At 61.5% G+C, this 21110-nt stretch carries 15 protein-coding genes; 3 read left to right on the top strand and 12 right to left on the bottom strand.

Annotated features, from left to right (window positions below; translation table 11 throughout):
* Positions 1–12: 12 nt before the first annotated feature.
* From ACFQX9_RS07325 to ACFQX9_RS07335, 3 genes are all read right to left on the bottom strand, one after another.
* Entirely contained in the window at positions 13–555 is a 543-nt protein-coding gene (locus ACFQX9_RS07325) for a DUF4384 domain-containing protein (RefSeq protein WP_377787472.1), read from the bottom strand.
* A 123-nt stretch (positions 556–678) separates the two neighbouring features.
* On the bottom strand, positions 679–2457 hold the full coding sequence (locus ACFQX9_RS07330; RefSeq protein ID WP_377787475.1) for a caspase family protein: 1779 nt from the start codon (positions 2455–2457) through the stop codon (positions 679–681).
* A gap of 57 nt (positions 2458–2514) precedes the next feature.
* Entirely contained in the window at positions 2515–4242 is a 1728-nt protein-coding gene (locus ACFQX9_RS07335; protein WP_018457620.1) for a hypothetical protein, read from the bottom strand.
* On the opposite strand from ACFQX9_RS07335, the gene ACFQX9_RS07340 reads away from it, so the two are divergent.
* Together ACFQX9_RS07340 and ACFQX9_RS07345 are read left to right on the top strand one after the other, a co-directional pair.
* Positions 4124–4684: a hypothetical protein gene (locus tag ACFQX9_RS07340; protein ID WP_231191009.1), complete on the top strand. Its 561-nt coding sequence runs from the start codon at positions 4124–4126 to the stop codon at positions 4682–4684. The genes ACFQX9_RS07335 and ACFQX9_RS07340 overlap by 119 nt on opposite strands.
* A gap of 98 nt (positions 4685–4782) precedes the next feature.
* A complete protein-coding gene (locus ACFQX9_RS07345) occupies positions 4783–5766 on the top strand; it encodes a DUF4424 domain-containing protein (protein ID WP_018457622.1) in 984 nt (327 codons plus the stop codon).
* A gap of 9 nt (positions 5767–5775) precedes the next feature.
* Here ACFQX9_RS07345 and ACFQX9_RS07350 read toward each other — a convergent pair whose 3' ends face one another.
* From ACFQX9_RS07350 to ACFQX9_RS07390, 9 genes are read right to left on the bottom strand one after another with little or no spacing between them, the layout of a single operon-like run.
* Positions 5776–7584 carry a serine/threonine-protein kinase gene (locus tag ACFQX9_RS07350; protein ID WP_085348553.1) on the bottom strand — a complete coding sequence of 603 codons (1809 nt, stop codon included), beginning with the start codon at positions 7582–7584 and terminating at the stop codon, positions 5776–5778.
* Positions 7581–8357, bottom strand: a complete 777-nt coding sequence (locus ACFQX9_RS07355; protein ID WP_085348552.1) for a PP2C family serine/threonine-protein phosphatase — start codon at positions 8355–8357, stop codon at positions 7581–7583. The genes ACFQX9_RS07350 and ACFQX9_RS07355 overlap by 4 nt, the downstream gene beginning before the upstream one ends.
* Before the next feature lie 6 nt (positions 8358–8363).
* The gene (tagF, locus tag ACFQX9_RS07360) at positions 8364–9065 is read right to left on the bottom strand and encodes a type VI secretion system-associated protein TagF (protein ID WP_018457625.1); all 702 of its coding nucleotides are present in this window, start codon (positions 9063–9065) and stop codon (positions 8364–8366) included.
* Positions 9062–12592 (bottom strand): type VI secretion system membrane subunit TssM, encoded by a 3531-nt coding sequence (gene tssM / locus ACFQX9_RS07365; protein WP_377787480.1) that lies wholly within the window; start codon positions 12590–12592, stop codon positions 9062–9064. The genes tagF and tssM overlap by 4 nt, the downstream gene beginning before the upstream one ends.
* 44 nt (positions 12593–12636) lie before the next feature.
* On the bottom strand, positions 12637–14163 hold the full coding sequence (tssL, locus tag ACFQX9_RS07370) for a type VI secretion system protein TssL, long form (protein WP_026233411.1): 1527 nt from the start codon (positions 14161–14163) through the stop codon (positions 12637–12639).
* Positions 14160–15497, bottom strand: coding sequence for a type VI secretion system baseplate subunit TssK (gene tssK, locus ACFQX9_RS07375; RefSeq protein WP_018457628.1), 1338 nt, complete (start codon positions 15495–15497; stop codon positions 14160–14162). Before tssK ends, tssL begins: the two co-directional genes overlap by 4 nt.
* 49 nt (positions 15498–15546) lie before the next feature.
* Complete coding sequence (tagH, locus tag ACFQX9_RS07380) at positions 15547–16917, bottom strand: type VI secretion system-associated FHA domain protein TagH (RefSeq protein ID WP_377787483.1); 1371 nt, start codon at positions 16915–16917, stop codon at positions 15547–15549.
* Positions 16918–16929: 12 nt separating this feature from the next.
* A complete protein-coding gene (locus ACFQX9_RS07385) occupies positions 16930–17493 on the bottom strand; it encodes a DUF6931 family protein (RefSeq protein WP_085383668.1) in 564 nt (187 codons plus the stop codon).
* 5 nt (positions 17494–17498) lie between these two features.
* Entirely contained in the window at positions 17499–19367 is a 1869-nt protein-coding gene (locus ACFQX9_RS07390; RefSeq protein ID WP_085348546.1) for a type VI secretion system Vgr family protein, read from the bottom strand.
* Between the two features lie 348 nt (positions 19368–19715).
* On the opposite strand from ACFQX9_RS07390, the gene ACFQX9_RS07395 reads away from it, so the two are divergent.
* Positions 19716–21029 carry an ImpA family type VI secretion system protein gene (locus tag ACFQX9_RS07395; protein WP_249808161.1) on the top strand — a complete coding sequence of 438 codons (1314 nt, stop codon included), beginning with the start codon at positions 19716–19718 and terminating at the stop codon, positions 21027–21029.
* Positions 21030–21110 lie beyond the last annotated feature (81 nt).

Below are 21110 nucleotides of genomic sequence, written 5' to 3' on the forward strand. Positions count from 1 at the left end.
GCCTCACAGGACTCACTTGATGGAATAGGATTTGACGTCGAACGACCAATTGTTCGTCACGAGCTTTCCGCTGCTGTTGTCCGGCACGCGCAGCTCACTGGTCCAGGCCGATAGATAGCTCAACGCGTCCGCCTGACCTTCCAGCTTGCGAGGCATGTCCGGCAAATCGAGCAATTGCACGCGCAGCTCGCTCAGGATGGCGATCATCACTGCGGACCCCGTCGGCGGTGCGACGACATATTCAAAACCACGCTGCCGCGCCGCCGGAGCAGGGACGACAAATTCGACACCCGGCTTGACGAGATTAATGTCGCGTTCGTTCGACTGCGCCAATAGCTCGGGGGTCGGAAAGATCTGGGACATCCGCCCTTCCGCGTCGACGTCAACCAGAATGAGATATCCAGGCCTCCTGGCGGTGACGCCGAACGAGACCTTGGCGCCGACGTTGACGGTCTGACTCGGCAGGATCTGTAGGGACACACTCGCGGTATTGGTCTGCCTGCGCACCGCTTGTGCGGGCCAAAGCCAAGGTACGTACGTCGTGCCGATATGCAACGCCCCCGTCGGCAACGGTGCTGCGGACGCAGGTCCGCTACCCGCCAGTAGCAGCAGGAATGCGAACCATGCTCGCTTCCGGCGGATCGACTGCGATGACGGCACAGCGTGCTCCCCTAAGAGTCAGGGAGCACTGAAGAAGCCGATCGAGGCGATTCGCGCGTCCGCGGGCAAGTAACGCTCGAGACTCTTGATCACCTGCCCCGAGGCGCGACGCCGGTTGAACTGCACTAGGGCTGTCTCAAGCTCGACCATGCGTTGCTGCGAAGTCACCGCAACGATCTGTTCCGCACCGAACGGCTCGCCGACCCTGAGCGGTAGGCGCAAACTCGCCGATCTGGCCAACGCCGCATCAGCACCCACCGGATACAACAATTGGATGGTGCCATCGCCGGACACATTGAACAGCAGCACCGCCCTTGATGCCACATCAGACAGGTCAACTTCGATGGTTTGGCCAGCACGTTGTTGGCGATCGTCTGGCCAAATACGCATCACCTGCGGCGACCGTGTCGCAATGCGCTTGAGTTCACGAATTGCCGCAGTCCTATCAATTACCGTCGGCAGGCTGGCAACGTCCATCCCGTAGGCGACCACATCACCCCAAGCGATCACGTCGTGCGACACAGGATCCCAGATCAGGTCGGGATTGTCCGTCGGTTGAACAGCCTGCACGGAAACATCTTTTGGCTTCACGCTTACAAAATAGCTAGTCTTGCCGTCCAGCGCCGCCAGCCGGATTGGTGCAACGAGGCGTAGAGGCCCCGGCGCGCCGGCGATCGGAAGTTCCTTGGCCGCCCCCGCAAGGGTCGGAATGGTTGGAGCCTTGGCCGTGACAGCCGACGGTGCGGGCGGCTGTCCATCGACGGGCACCCCGGCTCCGGCCTGCCCCGAGGCCGCTCTCGCGGCCGGCCCCTGAATCAGCACGACACCGCGCGTCAATCCGAAGGCGACGTCGGTATCCGGCGTCTGAGCTGGCGATGATACAGTCACGATGTTCTGGCGCTGGTCCGACAGCTGATAGACCACCTGCCGAACATTGCTGAAAAGCTCCTTAAGCGTCACCTTCCCATCGTGATTGATGTCCGCGCTACCTTCCACCGCACGCGCGACCGCATAGCTGAGAGCCCCGCGTAGGCCATCGATGCCAGGGATGCGGACTTCCGGCGCTTTGGTGTAGCGGTCCACCGCGGCCAGAAACGCCGTGTGGTCAAGGTCAAGTTCAGACTTCGGATCGTTGCTGTCCGACACCGGCTTCAGTTCGTCGACCAGCAACGTGTAGCGCGGGACCTGCCGGAAGCTCATCTCAGCGGCACGCGGATCGATATCGCGCACCATACCGCCACCGTGGCAGGTATCAGCCACGAAAATCACCCTCGCTCCGCGCAGCTCGAACTGCCGTATGAAATGGTTGAACTCGCTGCCCAGAACCCGCTCAACGGACCCGGTTGGCGTGGCTTCAAAGCCTGGCAGCAGGAACACGTTCTCCATCCCGTCCGGCTCCGCGCCCTTGACGCGCTCCGGCTCCTGGGTGCCATGGCCGGCGATCGACAGAAAGATGAGGTCGTTGTTCTTGGTCCGCTCCACCAGTGCACTGATCTCGCGCAGGACGCCTGCCCTGTCGGCCTGCGCGTTAGTCAGTTCGACGACGTCGCCAACCCCCATGGATTTCAGGCTGGTCACGATGTCCGTAGCGTCAGCGACCGCACCCTTCAATTTGCGCACGTGCTGGTAGTCGTCGATCCCGATCACGAGCGCACGCACCGCCGCCCCATCTGGATTGCTGAGCGACAAATCTCCTGCCGCATGCGCCCGCGGGATTGTCAGTCCGATCAACGCGGCGAGCCCGATGGTGGCGCACAGCCGCCCGATCCCGCAATCAAGTCCTCTGGGCATCCGCATCGTGATCCACCTCGACATCATGCCTACCCATTTTGTAGCTCTGGCGACACACTGGGTTCAGCGCCTTTTGCCTGCCGTTTTGCGGCCCGCCGGCGGTTGTTCAGTCTGCTCCTGATAGGCGCCCGCTGAAACCGTCGTCTGATCATCCGCGAACGCTCGAAAGCGGACCGGAACATAGCCGCGCGCGAGCAAGCTCGCCAATGGATAGACGTTGCGACAGACGCGGCCGTTGCAGCCGCCGGTCGAGGATTCCATCACCTCGGCCTTGCGATCAGGTGTGAACCGCAGGAACAGCATCACATGCGAGCCTGGCTTGTTCAGCGCATCGCCGGGCCTCAGGTCCCAAGGATTTGCCACGGGCGCAGCGATCGCGGGGATGGCTGCAGTCGTATAGTGGACGGAGAGCCCCCACGCGGCGCTGACGAATGCCGAACAGTCGACGCCCGCCACATCGGGCCGTGGCGCATTGCGGGTGCACACATTGCCAGCCAGCGTTCCGCTCTCGATCCGCTGCCGGAAGTTCGCGAGCGAACCGTGGCAGCCCCAGCAATACGGTACGCCGCGCACCTCCTGGTTCACTTTTCCCTGCAGATACCACGGCCGACGAACACGGCTGAAGCCGCTGCATTGGCTGTCGGGATCGTTGCCGTAGTTCGCCTGCGTCAGCTTCCACTGGATACCCTCGAACGCAAACGCGGTCTCGATCGCCTGCTGGCGATTGGACGGCCTCACGGCGGCCGAAGCGTCAAATTTGACGCCGGATTGTGGTGCCGGCGCCGTCGTCGTTCGCGACGGCCGCACGTCGATAATCGAGGCATTGGTCAGAGGTCGGAACCCGACGCCAATCACTTCGATACCGTCCGGCTTGGTTCGCAGGAAATAGACATCGCCACTGCCCGACACCGTGACGAACCGTCTGGTCAGCGGCGTATTTTCCAGAGGAAGCTCATAGATTCCCTCGAGACGCCCGTTCGCCGCATAGCGTGCGACGAACGTGGAGGCGTTCTTTCCTGATGGCGGAACGTCCTCGGCCAGCACGTAGAAGCGGTCGCTGTTGTCGATCTCGAGAAACTCCACCGTGCCGAGCTGGTTGCGCACGCGCAGGCCGAGTTGGCCGATGGTTTCGTTGGTGACCATGGTCTGGATCTCGACCCGGACGCTGGCATTGCCCTTGTCCGGAATGATGTCGGCGATCACCGAGCCCTTGCTTCGAGAAGCCACGTATTGCCGGTCAGGCTGCCGGGTCGTCCTGATGATGGCCGCGCGGGTGTTCTGATCGAGCAGGTCCGCCGCGCTGCCGGGTGCCTGCGATCCCATCTGGGCGAAAGCGGAGACGGCAACCTGGTCGTCTGCCCCACGGCTCGAGACCTCCTCAAGCTGGATCACGTCACCGCCGAGTCCGCGCGTGGATTGCCCCGGCGCCGCCTTCAGCGTCCGTACGCCACCGTCCCAAACCATTATGTCGTCGTCATGGACGACGAGATCGGTCGGCTGGACGTCTTTCGGCATCTTGAGGACGTCGGGATCGGAGTTTGGCTGTTTCGGGTCAAACTGGATGATGCGACCGTTGATCTGATCGAGCAAAAACAGGTTGCCCTGCCCGTCGGCGCTGAGTGCTTGCGGTCCCGCGAGTTCCACGTCCTCGCTGGCCGGGACTATGCCGACCATGGAAGCAGCCGAACCGCCGGTAAAGCTGCGTACGACAGTATCGTCGGCGTGCGCCTTGGTTCCGAAAATGCCCGCGCTAACGATGAAGACCCAGATCCAATGTTTTGGACGAAGCATATTCGCCTCAATGTACCCCGAACCGATCGCCGCGTCGGATCGACTAATCCGAGATGCCGTTGATGCCGCGCGTCAATTAGTGGTGAGCAATCTCAATCGCGTTCAATTCTATCACTGGACGGTGATAGTCCGAAATTTCTTCAGCTTGCCGAGGAAAACCATGGCCCGGAATAGATTTGAGCAAGTGAACGAAGTCCAGCCCGACGCGGTCACGCTGCTCCTGAAACGCGACAGTGACGGTGCCTCCGGAGCGATCGTGCTGCCTGCCGCCGCGAGCCAAGGGCGGCTGACCACCGACCAAGTCAGCGCGCAATTGCCGGCTCAGGATGCTTTTCGCGGCGCGATCCGGCTGGCTAACGACGTCAAGCTCGCGCTCGTGGTGTGCGATCCAGACGGGGTCTGGAAGCCCGAATGGGGCGATCTTTATCAACCGATCGATTGACCCGCATCGGATGGAGCCGGCAAATGCTGCGACGCCGCATACAGACTAGCTTGCCGAACGGACCCTCCGCCCGACTGTCGTTCCTTATACCGGCCCTGATGGTCGCGCTGCTCGTTGCGACAGGCTGGCCGGCACGCGCCAACGACTCGGCTGCGGAATTGTCGATCGGTGGGCTCCAGTTCGTACGCACCAATGACGTGGCCATGGAGAGCGAGAACCTTCGTATCACGCTCGACAGAATCAGCGTTCGCTACCAATTCGCGAACCTCACCGCCAAGCCGGTCACGCTTAATGTTGCCTTTCCGCTGCCCGACATCGACCTGTCGGAGGCTGAGAATGTTGCATTGCCGTCAAGTGATCCGATCAACTTCGTCGAATTCGAGACCAAGGTCGATGGCAACCCGGCGCCGCTGACCGTCGATCAGCGCGCCATGGTTGGCAACAGGGATGTCAGTGCCCTGCTCCGCGAACTCAAGTTGCCGCTGCTGCCGATTGGTGGCCGCGAGATCCGGGTGACCGACCTGCCTGCGGCGACCCGGACCCGGCTTGTGGACGACGGACTTCTGATGCCTGCCGGAATGAGCGACAACGGTCGCCAGCAATATGCGCCGGGGTGGACCGTCAAGACCTCGGCTGTGCGCCAGCAGTTGTTTCCGCCCGTGCGCAGCGTCACGGTCGAACACCAGTACCGGCCGAGCGTCGGCTCCAGTCCTGACACCATTCTGCGCTCGAGCCTGCGCCGCAGCAGCGCACTCGGTCAGGAAGTTGCGCGTTACCGGAAAGAATACTGCATCCAGGATACGTTCCTTGCCGAGCTCGACAAGCGCACGGGCAATAACCAGACCAACGGCGCAAATCTCCAGGAGCGGCGCATATCGTACGTGCTCAAGACCGGCGCGAATTGGGCTGGGCCGATCCGGTCATTCAAGCTGACTATCGACCCAGGCGGCAGCGACCGCTTGGTGAGCTTCTGTCCTGGGCGGCTAAAGGCATCGTCCGCTACTGGAAACACGCTTGAATATACGGCAAGCGACTTCAAGCCGGATGCCGACCTGAAAATCCTGGTGATCGGAACATTCTGAGCGTGCCGGTCAATTGGTGAGCAGCACGTAGCGCACGGCCGCGATGACAGTCATCTTATTGCGCTGAGCCTCGCTTAGCGCCTGCAGGAAGAACGTGTCGGCGGCGATCGGTCGCGGCTGGCGCAACGAGTCGAGAACCTGCGGGACCGCCACGACCAATAGCAGTTGCGGACCGCTCGCGCGCGCTGTCGGGAGCGTAAACGAAAGTGAGTCGATGCCCGGCTTCAGAAGATAAGACAGGCTCTGAACTTCGCCGCGATCAGATACCATCAGGAGCTCCACCACGCGGTTGGCAAAGTTCTCGATGGTCCCATTGAGGGTTTCACCGCCCTTCAGCTCTGTCGCTGACAAGGTGATGCGTGGCATTCGCGCCTGATCGCTCCCGACCTGACTCAAGAACTTGACGGCTGGGCATTGCGCCTGGGTCACTTGCCTGACGCCGATCGAAGCCTCGAAACCCTGCTCACGCCGAAACGCTTTGTCGAACGTGTCGAATGGGACGGTCGAGGCACCGAACCCTTCGATGACAGCGGCATTTGGGCTCACGGCAATCGGCAACACGAAGAAGCAGTCACCGCCGGAATATTGGGCCACGTATTTGCGGATGCGCTCGGCGCGCCCTGGCCCATCGAGTGCCGGAGACTGCGTCGCCGTCGGCTGCGCGGGCAACTTCTCCGGCTCTTGGCGTCCGGGCTGTGGTCCAGCGGGCTCGACCTTCGGCGGCGCCATTGCTCCGGCGAGTTTCGGGGGTGGCGACAAGACCGCGGTGCCTGGCGCTGACCAAACCAGCTTGTAGAAGGCATATCCACCACCGCCGACCAGCAGCAACAATGCCGCGGCGCCCGCCCCCAGCCAGAGGCGGCGCGGACTCCGCGCGATCTCCGGCATCCTGTCCTGCGGCGCCGGCGACGCGCTTTCCGGCCGCCGCAGCGGATCGAAGCCATATAACGGCGCGGCCGGCGTCTGGGCGGAACCGGTTGGCGTCCAGCTGGCGACCTCCCCCATAGTGGGGCGCAATGCCGGATCAGGCTGCAGCATCCGCTCCAGCAAAGGTCGGATGCGCATATCCACACCACCGAGATCGGGCACACGCCGGCGCTTCTCCACCAGTTGAAATTGGCTGCCGCCCATGTCGAGTTTCTGTCCGGTCAGCGCATGGAACAGCACAAGACCGAGGCTGTAGACATCGGATTTCGCAGTCACGTCATTGCCGTACAACCCTACTTGCTCCGGCGATGCGTAGTTGTCCTTGCCGGCGAAGCCCGAGCCGATGATGGTTTTGTCGCCCATTTGGGTCGACCGAGCGATGCCGAAGTCGATGATCTTGGCCCGACTGACGTCGTCGAGCGGAATGATGATGTTGTCCGGAGACACGTCGCGATGGATGATGCCGTGCTCATGTGCGGCCTCCAGTCCCAATGCGACACGCTGCCTCAGCCTGATCAGCGCCTCGAAGGTCAACGGCCCATCATCGAGCATGTTCGAGAGCGAGCGGCCATTCACGAACTCCATCGCGAGATAAGGTCGCTGCAGCACCGGCTCGACGGTAAACAGGAAGTAGCGAACGATCGCGTCGTGCGGAAGATTGTGGAGTGCCGCGGCCTCTCGACGGAACAGCGCGAGCGCGGCCTCGTTATCAACCACGTCGGGCAGTAGCATTTTCACCGCAATAGGCGATCCAGTCTGGATCTCACGGCATTTGTAGACCTCACCCATGCCGCCCGCGCCGATCACCGCTTCGACCTCGTAAATGCCATTGAGACGGGTGCCGGGCGGCACGCCGTGATAGGACGATCGGAACGGATCGCTCGGACTCATGGTTGCGGCTCCCGATTGAGCGGAGATCTTGTCGTCCCCTGAGATCGTGGCGTCAGTAGTCGCACGATCACAATCGTCAAATTGTCAAGCCCGCCACGATCAAGAGCCAGCGCGAGCATGTCATCGCAAGCCGCCTGGGCGCGTCGCGTAGCCGCGTGCTGCAGGATCTCGTCGTCCTGCACGTGCCTGGTCAGGCCATCGCTGCAGATCACGAAGATATCTTCTGGCTCGGCCGGGCCTGTCACCACCTCGAATTCCGGATCATCGGCGACACCGACGGCACGCGTAATGGCATTGCTCGGCCAATCATTCACGTCTTCGCGCGACAGCGCACCTTTTGCGATCAGCTCCTCCAGTTCGCTGTGATCATGCGAGACCTGGCGAATTGCGCCGCGACTAATAAGGTAGACCCGGCTGTCACCCGCCCATATGCAGGCATAGTAGTTATCGCGAACGAGCAGAACCGCCGCTGTGGTCCCGACGGTGGCACCCTGTCGTTCATGACTAAGCGCCAGTATCTGCTGGTTTGCGCTGAAAAGCCGCTCCTCGCATTCCGCCAGCAGGTCTGCGGCTGATTCTGGTGTAGCGATAGCGTCGAGCGACTGCACTACGATGCGACTGGCGAGATCACCGGCCTCGTGCCCCCCCATGCCGTCGGCGACCGCCCACAGACCAACGTCGGTTCGTACCAAACATGAATCCTCGTTCCGCTCCCGCACGCGTCCGGCATGGGTGACGCTGCCAACATCGAACAAGGACGGAATATGCACCATCGCGCGTCATCCATTCCCGGATGCCGCGGGTCCGAGATCACCGGTCAGCAGCGTGACGTAGTGAAACGGATCTGGCAATCCGCGACAACTCAGCGCCATTGGCGGGAAGCCTTCCCCTCCGGCGGTCCACCAGAAGCTAGCCGCGGCGTAGACCTGTGGGTTGGCAGCGCAAAGTGCTGCAAACGACGCCGCGAAGGCTTCGACCGCCGAAGCCCTCCCCATTGCCGCAGTACCAAGCGACGTGACCGGCGGATCGCCGGTGATGGTCTCCTGCAGTCGTGGCACCGAAAGCCGATCCAATGCATCGGAGATCTGCTCGAAGGTTGCGGCCCGATCCAGGGTCGAAAGCAGGAACGCCTCCACTTGCCCGAACCATTCGTCCTGCGGATCAATGCTCGGCGGCGGCAGCGAGACGGCCTCGCCGGTCACCGCATGCAGGGTCAAGGGATAGTATCGCCCCACCCCATCGAGCGAGGGCATGATCGCACCCGCCACTGTCGTGCCGCAGATCGCGGCGCCGAGCCAAAACCGCCAGACCGGCGCGGTCAGAAAGGCCTGTTGCCATCCTGGGCCAAGCTGGTGGCGACTTGCTGACAGCGCAGCCTGTACCCACGGCTCCCAGGCTTCCAGGAAGCTGCGCGGGGTCGCGATCGCGATGAAATCGCGCTTCGCACCGATTTTGCCGAATATCCCGCAACGCATGGTCATATCCCGGTCGGGCAACGAAACTCGCGCAGCACTGACAGGTTCAGCGGGTTGCGCAACGATCCGGTCGAAATTTGATAGTTGAGCTCGCGCCCGGCGACGATGAAACTCGCGCTGGCGGTTTCCGCTTTCACCACTAACGAGCCCGCCTCCAACATCCGAAACAACGACCAGGGACCAATGCGCTCAAGCACGGACGGCGGGCCGGTATCGTTACTGACTGAAATTGCCGTTCGCGGCGCTGGGCCCGGCCATAGGATAGTAGTCGGCGAGTTGGTCTGCGGCGGTGGCGGTGGCGTAGGTTGCGGCCCGCCGAACAAGGACGGAGGGGCCGATCCGGGAATGGTTGGGCTCGCAATTGTGGTGCCACCGATCTCGGTCTTAACTGTCACGCCTGGTCCCGGTGCCCCAGGGGGTCGGATCGCGAATGAAACGGCGGGCACACCGCCGCCCGTCTGGAAGAACGCATCCCGGATATAAGCCGCGTTCTGGAATTGTTTGAGCGTCTCGGGCGAGAACGACCGACCAACGGGGCTCTCCTTTCGCCAAGCCCAGTCCGACCGCGACGTGTCGGCATAAGGTGCCAGGTACTGGGTGAAGAACCTGTCCATAACGCCATTCGGACTGAACAATTTGGCAAAATCCGCGAGCGGAACTTCCTGGCCGCTGCCGCGGATAAACGGGTAGCGGTTAGTCACGGTCTGTTGGCAGACCGGCGTGACCTGATCGCGCAACGTTTGCAGGATTTGTCCGGCGGTTGAAGCCGCGATGCTACCTTCGAACTCCGCGGCTGCTGCTCGCAACATATCGGAGAATGGCGGCGGCATGCGCGAGGCGTTGTTGCGGAGCGCTGCGACCTGGTTCTGGAGCGCAGCTGTGGCTTGTGCGGTCAGTTGGGGATTCTCGATGATCAGCGTCAGGTTCTGCGCGATGTCGTTCAGGTTCGCGACGGTCGAGTCGATTGGCCGGCGGGTGCTCTCGCCTTCGAGCGCTGCGTGGTAAGGCTTGAACTGTGCTTCGATCATCGTGCCAGGCGGTCCATCCTGAGCATTCGTGAAGAGTGCTGGCGCCGATGCGGCAGCTGGCGCCGAAGCGCTCTTCGCCCGTTCCTTGGTCAGCACCGTCTCGTCGCGCACCGACTCCAGAATTTGCCGCATCGGCGAGGTCGGCGCCGAAAGCGCCCGAAGCACCTCATATTTCGGTTTGTCGGCGAGCAGCTTCTTCAGGCGCAGGCTCCCGAGCGCCGTTCGCCAGGTCGTCACGAAATCGTTTGAATAGATGCTGAGCAGATCGCCGGCCAGATTGTCGTACTGCTGGTTGATGGCCGACTGCTGGCCGGCATCCCCCAAAACCCATCGCTCCCGCTTCATCCGCTCAGACAATCCGGACAGCCGGGCGACGAACTTCTGATGGAAGCCGTTATACGTGAAGAACTCAGGTACCCGCACGGCGTCCAAAGGCTGCCCGGTCGTGGTTTCGAACACGACACCCATGTCGGGTCCGCCATGGCGGCTGGCGATCCAGTCGCCGGCGATCGACGCGCGAGCCTCCGATTTCAGAAACTCGTACGCTCGTTGCGACACGCTCAGGCGCGCCAAGGAGTTCTGGGCCTGCTTGATCAACCGGCCGTCGAGTTCGACCAAGGGCGGCTGTTCGGTCTCGAGGTCGAACATTGCCACGAGGTTCTCGTCGAGCAGGCGCCGCCCTTCTGCGTTGGTGGCGCCAGGATAGAGATTATCCGCCCAGTCACGTTGCATCCAGGAGCGGATCAGCTCGCGATCCGGCGACTGCAGGCCACCGATCATCAGATAGACCTTGAGCGCCTCATAGACGAAGGCAGGCTCGTTTATGCGCGCATTGAGCTGCTCTTCCAGGCGATACAGCAGGCGCGGTCGGAACATGCGTTCAAGCGCGGTGTGATAGGCCGCTTTCGAGGGTGACAGCAGCCGGGCGCGCTGACTGAGCCCGTAGCGAGCCGACAGAGGCACCGATTCGCCGCGCGATCCGTAGCCCGCCGGGGCGTTGCGAAGCCGGTAGAGTAGCGGCAGCACCTTGTCGAGATCATGATCGGCAATCAACGTCTGCTTGATAAGTGCCGCGCCGGCGGTTGCATACTCGCTATCCGCCTGCAGGCTTTGCTCGACCAAATCGGCGTTCCGCTTGTAGCTCACCAGCCAAGCTGCGATCAGCCCGATCGAGACCAGACCGATCAATGACAGGGCTGCGGTCTTCAGGACCAGCGCGCGGCGCACCGCGGCACGGTCAGTCGAGACCCAGTCGGCCTCGCCGATGATGACCTTGGAAATCAGATCGGCAAGGAAGAAGCTCTTGCCCGTGCCCGAATAGGATCCGGAACCGACTTCCTCAGCGCCGAACGTGCGCGCCAGCGATCCGATCAATTGATCGATCGGCGTGCCCTGCTGCGTACCCGAGGTAAAGTAGAATCCGCGCAGGTTCGCGTTCACGTGATAGCGCGTCGGCTCGAAGATCAGGTTGAGGAAATCGTGGATCTGAGGCTTGAGCCGCGCCATCTGTGCCGGAAAACCGAACAATTGCACGCGGTGCTGGGGCGTCGGCTCGTCCTGCAGACGGTCGAGCGTCTCTTCGCTCAGGCGCTCCAGCAGACGGTCGAACTCGAACGGGATCTGCCCAACCAGATTCTGGGTCTTGTCGGCGGTCTGGAACGTGGCACCCCAGACTTGACGGCGGCCGGCCTCCCCGAGATAGGCGAAATACTCGGTGAAGCCGGCAACGAGATCCGCTTTGGTAAATAGCGCGTAGACTGGGAAGCTGACCTTGAGTCTCTGATGCAGCTCGAGCAGGCGCATCCTGATGGCATCGGCATGAAGTGCGAGCTCCTGCTTCGGCAGCGTCAGGATGTCTTCGATACTGATGGCGACAAGAACGCCGTTGATCGGTTGGCGCGACCGACTTTTCTTCAGGATGTCCAGGAACGCCAGCCAGCTGTCCTTGTCGGCCTTGCTGTTGGAGTCCTGGGTGGTGTAGCGGCCGGCGGTATCGATCAGCACCGCCTCCTCTGTAAACCACCAATCGCAGTAGCGGGTACCGCCGACCCCTGCGATCGCCGCGGGCGTTGCCCCGCGCGCGAGCGGAAATTTGAGCCCGGAATTGACAAGCGCCGTCGTCTTGCCGGCGCCGGGCGGACCGATGATGACGTACCAGGGGAGATCGTAGAGATAGCCCGACTTGTTGCCGCTGGCGGTCTTCAGCGTCGCGAGCGCATCCTTCATGCGCTCCTTGAGCACTGGTTCATCGCTGACGGGCTGGTCTGCACCAGCGATACCATCGGCAATCTCCTTGGCACCCTTGCGCCGCTTGAACAGATTGAGGCCAACGATGCCTGCCCCGGCCGTGGTGAGCAGCAGAATAGCGATCTGCCGGACGATATGGTTCTCCAGCGGCCGCCAATCGCCGAATGCGATGAAGGGACCGGCGAAATAGATCACCGCTCCGAGCGAGCTGAGCCCGACCCCGTAGAGAACGATGCGAAGAATGTCCTTGGCAAGCATCTAACCGTACCCGTCGCAAAACCACCTGATCCGGCGGTGTGTGCCTATTCGCTGCGTTCGATAAAGATCTCGACGCGCCGGTTCTTGGCACGTCCCTCGGGCGTTGTGTTGCTGGCAATCGGCGCATCTGCTCCTTTGCCCTCGACGTCGACGCGCGAACCATCGTTCAAGCCAGGTTTCAGTGCCGCGGCAACCGCCTTGGCGCGCTCGACCGACAACTCGAAATTGGTCGGGAAGCGGACTGTGCGGATCGGCGAACTGTCAGTATGGCCGACGACCCGGATCCGTCCCGGCTCCTTGTCGAGGGTTGCTGCGACGCGGAGAGCGATCGGCTTAAAGCCGTCGAGGATGGTCGCTTGGCCCGACGCAAACAAGGCCAGGTCGCAGACCCTGATCACGATGAAGCTGGGGGTCTGGTCCGCCGTCATGGCGCAGGCGGTGTTCTCCTTCGCGAGCGCATTGCGGATGCGTTGCAACTGGGTAATGCGATCCGGCGGCGGCGGAGGCGGCGGCGGTGGGGGTGGTGCAACGACCTGACGCTTGAGTTCGATCGGACCGGCCGGATGGAGCGCGAGCGCCACCTCAGCAGCATTCTCTGCCCGTCCAGCGAGGAGCGTCCGCAGAACGAAATAGGACCCGGTCAGCAGCGCGGCGACCACGGCTGCCACGAGCCAGACCGGAACACGCAGACGCTGCCGGCGCCCCGCCAGCGCCTGCCCGCGCCAGTTGGGCGACAGGTCGCTCATCGTTTTCGGTCTAACCCGGCGCAGCAATTCATAGAGGTTGCGCTGGATCAGTTGCAGGTTCGCAAGTCCGCCCCCTGACGTCCGGTGGATGCCCTGAAAACCAAGCGCAAGGCAGGCGTGCTGAAGTTCGAGGACCGGATAGTTGACCAGTGGATCAACCTTCAAATGGTCGAGGATCTCAAAGAAACGGACGCCGCCGACACGCTCGCCGAAGAACCGGCTCAGCATCGAATATTGCGTCCAGACGTGACGCTCTTCGGTTGGGATGTGCTGCACGATATCGTCAGCAGTGGCACACAGGATGTATTTTGCTGTGTTGGCCTGGTGCTCGGAAATGCCCGCTGAACGGATGTCCTTCTCAAAGAATTTGATCGCGTCTGCGACCTGCTCCATCAGGCTGGCGAACGACGCTCGCATGAGCGCCACACGCAACCGACCGAGCAGTTGCAGCAACGGGCCCGCAGCGCGCATCACCGGATTGGCATTTGGCGCGACCAGATCGTCAACGCGCAACGGCGGCCCTGGCGGCATCAAGGGTTGCGGCACCTGGCCTTGCGCGGGTGTCGAAATCCATTCCTCGGCTGGATGGCTGGCCGGCGCGGAGGCGTAGTTCGAGCCCTGTGGAACGGGCGAAAAGGATGGTGGTGGGGCCGGCGTGCCGGGAGAGGGTACGGGTGATGGCGAATAGGCTGGGCGTGCTGCGGGCCCCCCACCCGGCGGAGGTTGAGAGATCGGCGCCGGCGGCAACTTCCCGCCGGGGTTGGGACGGATGATCGTCCGTTCGCCCCGCCCGAAAGGATTGACCGGCTTGTCCTTGTCGCTCATGGCCTGTCTTCCAGGATAGCCCAAAGATACAGCTCAAGCTCGGGCCAGTCGCCGGAAAAATGCATTCCGATCGACGCAGCCGTACTGAACTCGGGCCACAGCGGTGACTTGCGGTCGAGATAGAAATAGACGTGATCCGTGATGGCCCGGATATGCGGCGGCGGCGTCGGCAAATGCGCCAACGTGAGGCCCGGCAGGTTTGCGTGCACGATCTCGTTCATCTTTGTGTTCGGCCCGACCTTGAACAGGTGCGGGAAATCGTTCTGGATCTCCACAAGCGGCCGCCGTGCGGCAACTTCCAGCACCAGGGTCGCATTTCGGAATAGCGCTCGATCGCGGATCGGCGATACGAACGCATTCTGTGCGCGCTCGATGATCTCCAGGCGGATCGCCCGCCGACCCAGCCGCGCGCTCAAGAAGTCCTGGATGTCGCTCACCAAGGGTGTGAAGACGTTCTCGAGATCGTCGTGATTGTACGCCGGATAGTTGCGCGCCCGCCGTTCCGCCGTGGAAAACGTCGCAAGTTCACCCGCGAACCTCAGCAATTCCTCGTACAGGCGCTCCGGGTGAACGCTGCCGGAGCGCTGGAAATGAGTCAGCACGGGAATGGTACGGTTCAGCACTTGCAGGACCAGATAGTCGACGCTCTGCAACCCACCACCGGATGACGGATCGACGGCGTAACGCGCCAACTCGTCGAGTTTAGTCTCAACCCAGCCGATGATGCGGTTGAGCCAGCCATCGATGATCGGATGCGCGGCGCAGACCAGCATCGGCGGCACGAACTTGTCGTCGAACAGGATGTTCTTGTCGCGCACCTCCAGAATGCGCGCGATGCCCAGGCCCATGTATCCGGGCTTGCTCGTCTTGCGCAGTTCGAAAGACAGGCGCGGATAAGCGATGTCGATCTCTTCCTCGATGCGGAGCGCCGAGGTCGAGTCGATGAAGGTTTCCGAAGTGCGAACATAACGACTGGCGCTGTCGGTGCGGTCCTCGTCGACCTCGCGGGTGTTTGGCGCCGCGACCGGCATCATCAGCCAGACGATCTGGCCTGCAGCCGTCTCCGGCACCTCGATCGATTCGGGTATTGGGCTGTCCGCAGGGATATCGAACGGCGTACCGTCCGGCATGAGGCCGGACGCACTGCGCACCGCGAATTTGCTCTGTTCGGTAAGATCCCTATCGATCTCTAGCTCGGCAAAGCCCCAAGGGTATGGTGTCGTGTAGCGAACGCGCTTTTCCAGCAAGTGTTCGATGTAGCGGTCGTTCTGCTGCAGATGATGCGGCCGCAGAAACAAACCTTCCGACCAGAAGACCTTGCTGTACCAAGACATTCCTATATCCACTTAGAAATTGTAGGCAACCTCGTGGGTCGCCGAGAGTTTACTTTGAGCCGGGCTTATCACCGCGGTCGTAATAGTTCGAGAAAAGCAACATAAAGGTTTCGATCGGCGCGTTGTTGTCGCGGCCAAGATGCGCTTTCCAGCGCGTCAAGAACTCGTCCCAGAGTTTGCCCTTGTTCGTGCCGAGCCAGGAGCTTGCGCCACGCTGAAGCTCGAGCTCGCGCGCCATCAGCGTCGGATCTATGCCCGCAATCAGCTCATGGACAGCGTGCTGCATCGCCATATAGGTTCTCAACTGATGTGACTTGAGATCACTGAAGCCCTGTGCAAAGGCGCGCTGTGCATCGAGATAGCTGCGTGTCGGCGGCCCAAAGAGAATGCGCATCGCTTCCTCCGAGGTCGGCGAGAATTTCAGCGGATTATTTTCGAGGGCTTGGACGGTGGTCTGGCTGGTGCTACGGGTCAGCTGCTTGGCTTGGGTTCGCGCTTGCAGCAGCGCCATCAGATTGTCCACGGTCATACGCAAGATGATGCCAAGCTGTTCGGCGAGTTCGGCATCGGACTTGCTGGCGAAGAAATTCTCCGGCAATCCCGCAGCGCGCGCCACCAGTCGCGCGAACTCGGTACCACCGACTGGCTTGGCCGCGACAGGTCGCTCGTCTGCTGCTTGCGCCGTCTCGACCTGCGGGTGCGATGGCGATGTTGGCGGCTGGGCAGCGACTGGTTCATCATCGATCCAAACCGACGGCCGGCGTGGAGTCGGGATGGCTTGCGGGCGCTCGACTTGCGGTTTCGGCGCGGTGACCGGACCGGCTGCCCAGTTCATGTCATCGTCCTGCACGGACGGTTGGGACGTAGACGTCGGCGATGACCATCGAAATGGGTCTACACCCGGCGCCGGCACGCTCGCTGCCCAATCAAGGAACCCCGGATTGACGGGCCGCGCCGCCTCGCGTGGCTTCTTCAACAGTTGCGGATCGATCGGCGGCGGAACGTCACGATCGGCCGTCCAAAGCTCTCCGTAATCCGCATGCTGCTGGACCGAGGGTTCGTGCAGTTGCGCCGCTTGATTTGGGATACGCCCGCCAGCCTCATCCTCCAGCGAAACTCCGATGATGTAGTGGCCGATCGTGAGCCGATCGCCGTCGCGCAAGCGGTGCGGCCCCCGCATGCGCTGGTCGGCACCATTGAGAAAGGTGCCGTTGGTCGAGACGTCGTGCAGCCAATAGCCACCGTCGCGAAAGTGCACCTCGCAATGCTTTCCGGAAATAGTCCGCGCCGGATCCGGCAGCGTCCAGTCGAGGTGACGGTCCCGGCCAATATCGACCGAACGCCTGCCGGTGACCGTAAACGTCACAGGTCCGCCGTCCGGAAGATTCGGTTCGTTCTCGACATTAAAGCGAAGCACCATCACATCGTCTCGTTAGCGCGGAGGGCGCGGTTCGCCGCGTGCCAATTGAATACCATCCTCCAGGCACGACGTCATTATCTGGTCCCGGAAGTCACGGGGGAGCCGGCAGAGGCCAATCAGCAGTGCTGTACGCACCGCCCGTGCGGCCTGATCTGGCTTGGCTTCCACGGGCGCAAATTCCGGGGGAACCACGCTTCCGCCGGACCAGCCGGCCGCCAGCGCCAGCCACGTTGCCGGCTGCTCAGGATCGTTGGCATTGCCGACAGCCAGCGCCTTGTTCCGGGACTGCTCGTCCGGTTGCCGGACCCAGGTCTCCACAATATTGAGCGACCTGCTATCGCTGGCATCGAAATGATCGAACATCCGTCGCAGAGAGCGACATCCCCAGCCAATTGCCACACGCCTTGGAAGTAGGTATGCACAATAAGACACGGCCGCGTGCCAATTGCACGCGTCGGCGGCCTCCTGAAGGAAATCCAGCGAAGGCTTGTCAGCGTCGGCTCTGCCGACATCATAGCGCGCCAACGGATAGGCCTGAAACAGATCCTGTACCGTTCCGAATCGAACCTGCCCCATGATCGTCAGCCGACAAGAGTTGGAGTGCCGTGAGCGACCAGCGGACCGCCGGCAGCAAGCGCCATGCCGGCCTGCGCTGTCATGGCGATCGTCGGCGCGTTGATGACGATGCCCGCCGGGGTCAGGATAATCTGGCTGGGACCAACCTGCAGGGTGATATTGGCGTTGGCCGTGAGCGTGATGCTGATGCCCGCATTGACAGACTGGTCCATGGCCAGCGTGATGTGTTGACCGCCCAATTCGATATCGAGTTTGTCATTGCCTTTCTTGAGCGTGGTCTTGCGGGTATCGCCGCCGAATGCAGCTTCGCCGATGGTCCGTGTCTCGGTGTCCCGGACCGTCACGTCATGGTCCTTCTCGGCATGCACCGTGATCTTCTCGGACCCCTTCTTGTCCTCGAAGCTCCACTCGTTGAAGCCGCCGCCACCTTTGGTGGAGTCCGACTTCAAGCCGCCAATCGTCTTTTTCGACGGCAGATCGTAAGGCAGCTTGTATTCGTCGTTGTACACGGTGCCGATCACCAGGGGACGGTCCGGATCCCCTTCCAGGAATTCGACAACGACTTCCTGCCCGACGCGTGGGATAATCTGACCGCCCCAGCGCTTGCCAGACCAAACCTGGGCGACGCGCAACCGGCACGACCGCTTCTTCTTGCGATCCCAGAAAAAGCGGACATAGATTTCGCCGAGCGACTCGACGTCGATTTCCTCGCTCGAATTGTCGTCTTTGGTCACTACCTTGGCAGTCTGGATGCCATTGATCCTTGGCTTCGGCGTCGTCATTGGCGCTCGAAACGGCCGATCGCTCGGCAGAAACTCGTAGCTGCCGAAATAGACGTGTTGCCCGGCGTCGCTCGGACCTCCGGTGCGATAAGATTCGATCGAGAACGAGTGCGTGGCTCGCACCACGAGATATTCCACGTTCTGCGAATCCTTGGAGTGCTTTTCAAGCTTCGTTAACCCACCGGGGAACAGGTTGACGGCGTCGCCGTTGCCGCGGCGCCTTCGGTCCATTGCCTGCTCGGCCTGGAGCTGGATCTTCGCGTAGCGCTCGCCGTCGGATTTTTCCTTGAACTTCCCTGGATAGTCGTAAAACTCCATCTCCGACCGGGTGTAGTGCTCGGAGCCCTTGGCGTCGCTGATCATCTGCGCGTTGGGCTTTTGATAGTTGTAGTCGTTAAGCTCGATCTTGCCGGTTCGAAACCGGCGCTCCGAGACCCATTCGTAGATATGCTGCTCGCCTCGACGATCTGCCCCTGTTAACGGGATATAGGGAATCGTAGCAAGACCGTTGATCGGGCTATGCGACGATTTGGAATCCGCCAACACCAGCGTATGTTTGCCGCCCTCGTGCTTGAAGAAGTAGTAGATGCCGTGCTGTTCCATCAGCCGGCACACGAAATTCATGTCAGTCTCGCGGTACTGAACGCAATATTCGAGCTTCGGACAGGACCCCTCTTCGGTCAGTTTGGATTCATAATCGGTGAAGCCGCGTTCGTTGAATACCTCCTTGATAATGTCGGGCGCTTTCTTGTCCTGAAAGATCCGGCAATCGGTGGTCCGCGACAACAGCCAAAACCAGGGCCTCAGCACGATCCGGTAGCTAAAATAGTCGTTCCTTACCCCGAGCCACTGGGCCTCCGTCAGAATGCCACTGAACTCGCGCTCCTTTTCATGCAGCTTTATGGTCAGCGTGCATTGCTGACCGATGGCTCGGTCGAAGTCGAGGTCGGCATCCTCACTGAGACACTCTATGCGATACTCGAACAGTTCGCTGAGACCTTCCGAGCCCTCGAATCCGGCAAAAACCAGAACGTCTTTGCCAAGAGGCGTCTTGAGTTCGCAGAGGCGGGTATCCTGAGTAAGCTGGCCCATGTGGGCTTAAACTCCCTCCTTCGATCGAATGACCCGCTGCAAAGAGCTGATCAGACGTATGCAAGATCCGCGGAAATCCTGCCCCGCCAATTGGCAGTACCGGCAAGTCCGCCCCGGGGCTGGCCTCCTGACGTTTCACGACAGCCGTCCAAAGAACCACCCTGGCCATCAAGTAGTCGGCTCCAAGAGCTTGCCGGTTCACGGGAAAATGGCATGATCTTCGGGAATGAACCAAGATCAGCAGGCATCTGACCCATAGGTATAGAATCGGATCATGCGCCCCGCGCGATCCCTTAGTCGTCACGGCTCGGCAGCGGGGCCGTGACCGAGCAGATGGACGATCCTCGCATGCTTGATGTCGCCTCCCTGACGCTGCCCATTACCGCTGACGATCCCTGCGGACCGGATCTCGACGCCATCGGAGACGTCCAATATCTGAACTTCTTCGCAGGTGCGGAATCCCTGCTGCCAATGTCGTTCTTCGAGGTCGTCAATGCCAATGGGGAGCGTGGACGCTTCGATCCAAAGGCAGTCGATTTTGCCGGCCAATTTGCCGCTGCACAGCCCCTCCTGGCGCGTACCCGCGATCTGCGCCTAAACCTGCTGCTCGCGAAGTTTTCAATCCTCAACCGCGATCTCGACGGCTTTCTTAACTGCCTGAGGGCGACCAACTTGCTGCTGCGCGAGCAGTGGGAAGCGGTACATCCGAGGGGTGAGAACGGCGACTACGCGCTTCGGGCCGTCACGGTCGAAGCAATCGACGTGTTTCCGACCGTGATCAACCCGCTCCAGTTCCTCCCCCTGATCGAGAACCGCAGACACGGCAACCTCAACTACCGTGCCTATCAAATCGCGCAAGGCGAAATTCCCGCCGGCGATGCCGACGCCGACGGGCTCGATCTCGCGACTATCGAGCGCATCGTCAGCGAGACGGATCTCGATACTCTCAAGGCAATCAGCGCGCGGTGCTCCGCGGTCGCTGCTGAAATCGCAGGTATCAAGGCGACCTGGCGTGAGAAGATGAATTCGGGGCAACCTATCAGCCTCGACAGGCTCTCCGGCTTGGTTGACGGCATGGCTGCATGGCTTGCGGGTCTTGTCGCATTGCGTGATCCGGTGGCGATTGCCGCAACTGCGGAAGATGCCGGTCCCGTCGATACGCAGGTGCCGTTGGACGCAACCACGATGTTTGCTTCATCTGCACAGGCGTCCGCAGCGCTCGGCGCAGCGGCCGCCTATTTTGCCCGAATGGAACCATCCAACCCGGCGCTGTTGCTGGTACGTCAAGCGCAGGAGATGGTCGGCAAATCATTTATTGAAGTGATGCGGATGCTGGTGCCGTCCCACGTGGAGAGCGCTGCCATCAACATCGGGCGGGACAAAGTCTTCGACCTGCCGATCGAACGGATGGCGGAGCTCGCGACCCCGCTCTCATCAACGACGGATGAGAGCGCCCAAGATATTGTTTTTTCGGTGGAAAATAGAGCGCAGGCCTTGGGTCTGCTGACGAAGGTGGCGTCGTTTTTCCGAACCACGGAGCCGTCCAGCCCGATCCCCTTTTTGGTCGATCGCGCGCGCGACCTCGCACAGCGGGATTTCCTCAGCCTTTTGAATGATGTCCTTCCTGAGGGCGCTCTCAAGACAATCGACAAATCGTATTGAACCACCTTTCTCTCGAAGGCACTAACTGGACATAAGGATGTTTTGCCGACCGCAAGTTGAGACGCCTTAGTCAATCTGCGT

Origin of the sequence: Bradyrhizobium sp. GCM10028915 (assembly GCF_042666195.1) — a bacterium.
Lineage (GTDB): Bacteria > Pseudomonadota > Alphaproteobacteria > Rhizobiales > Xanthobacteraceae > Bradyrhizobium > Bradyrhizobium canariense_D.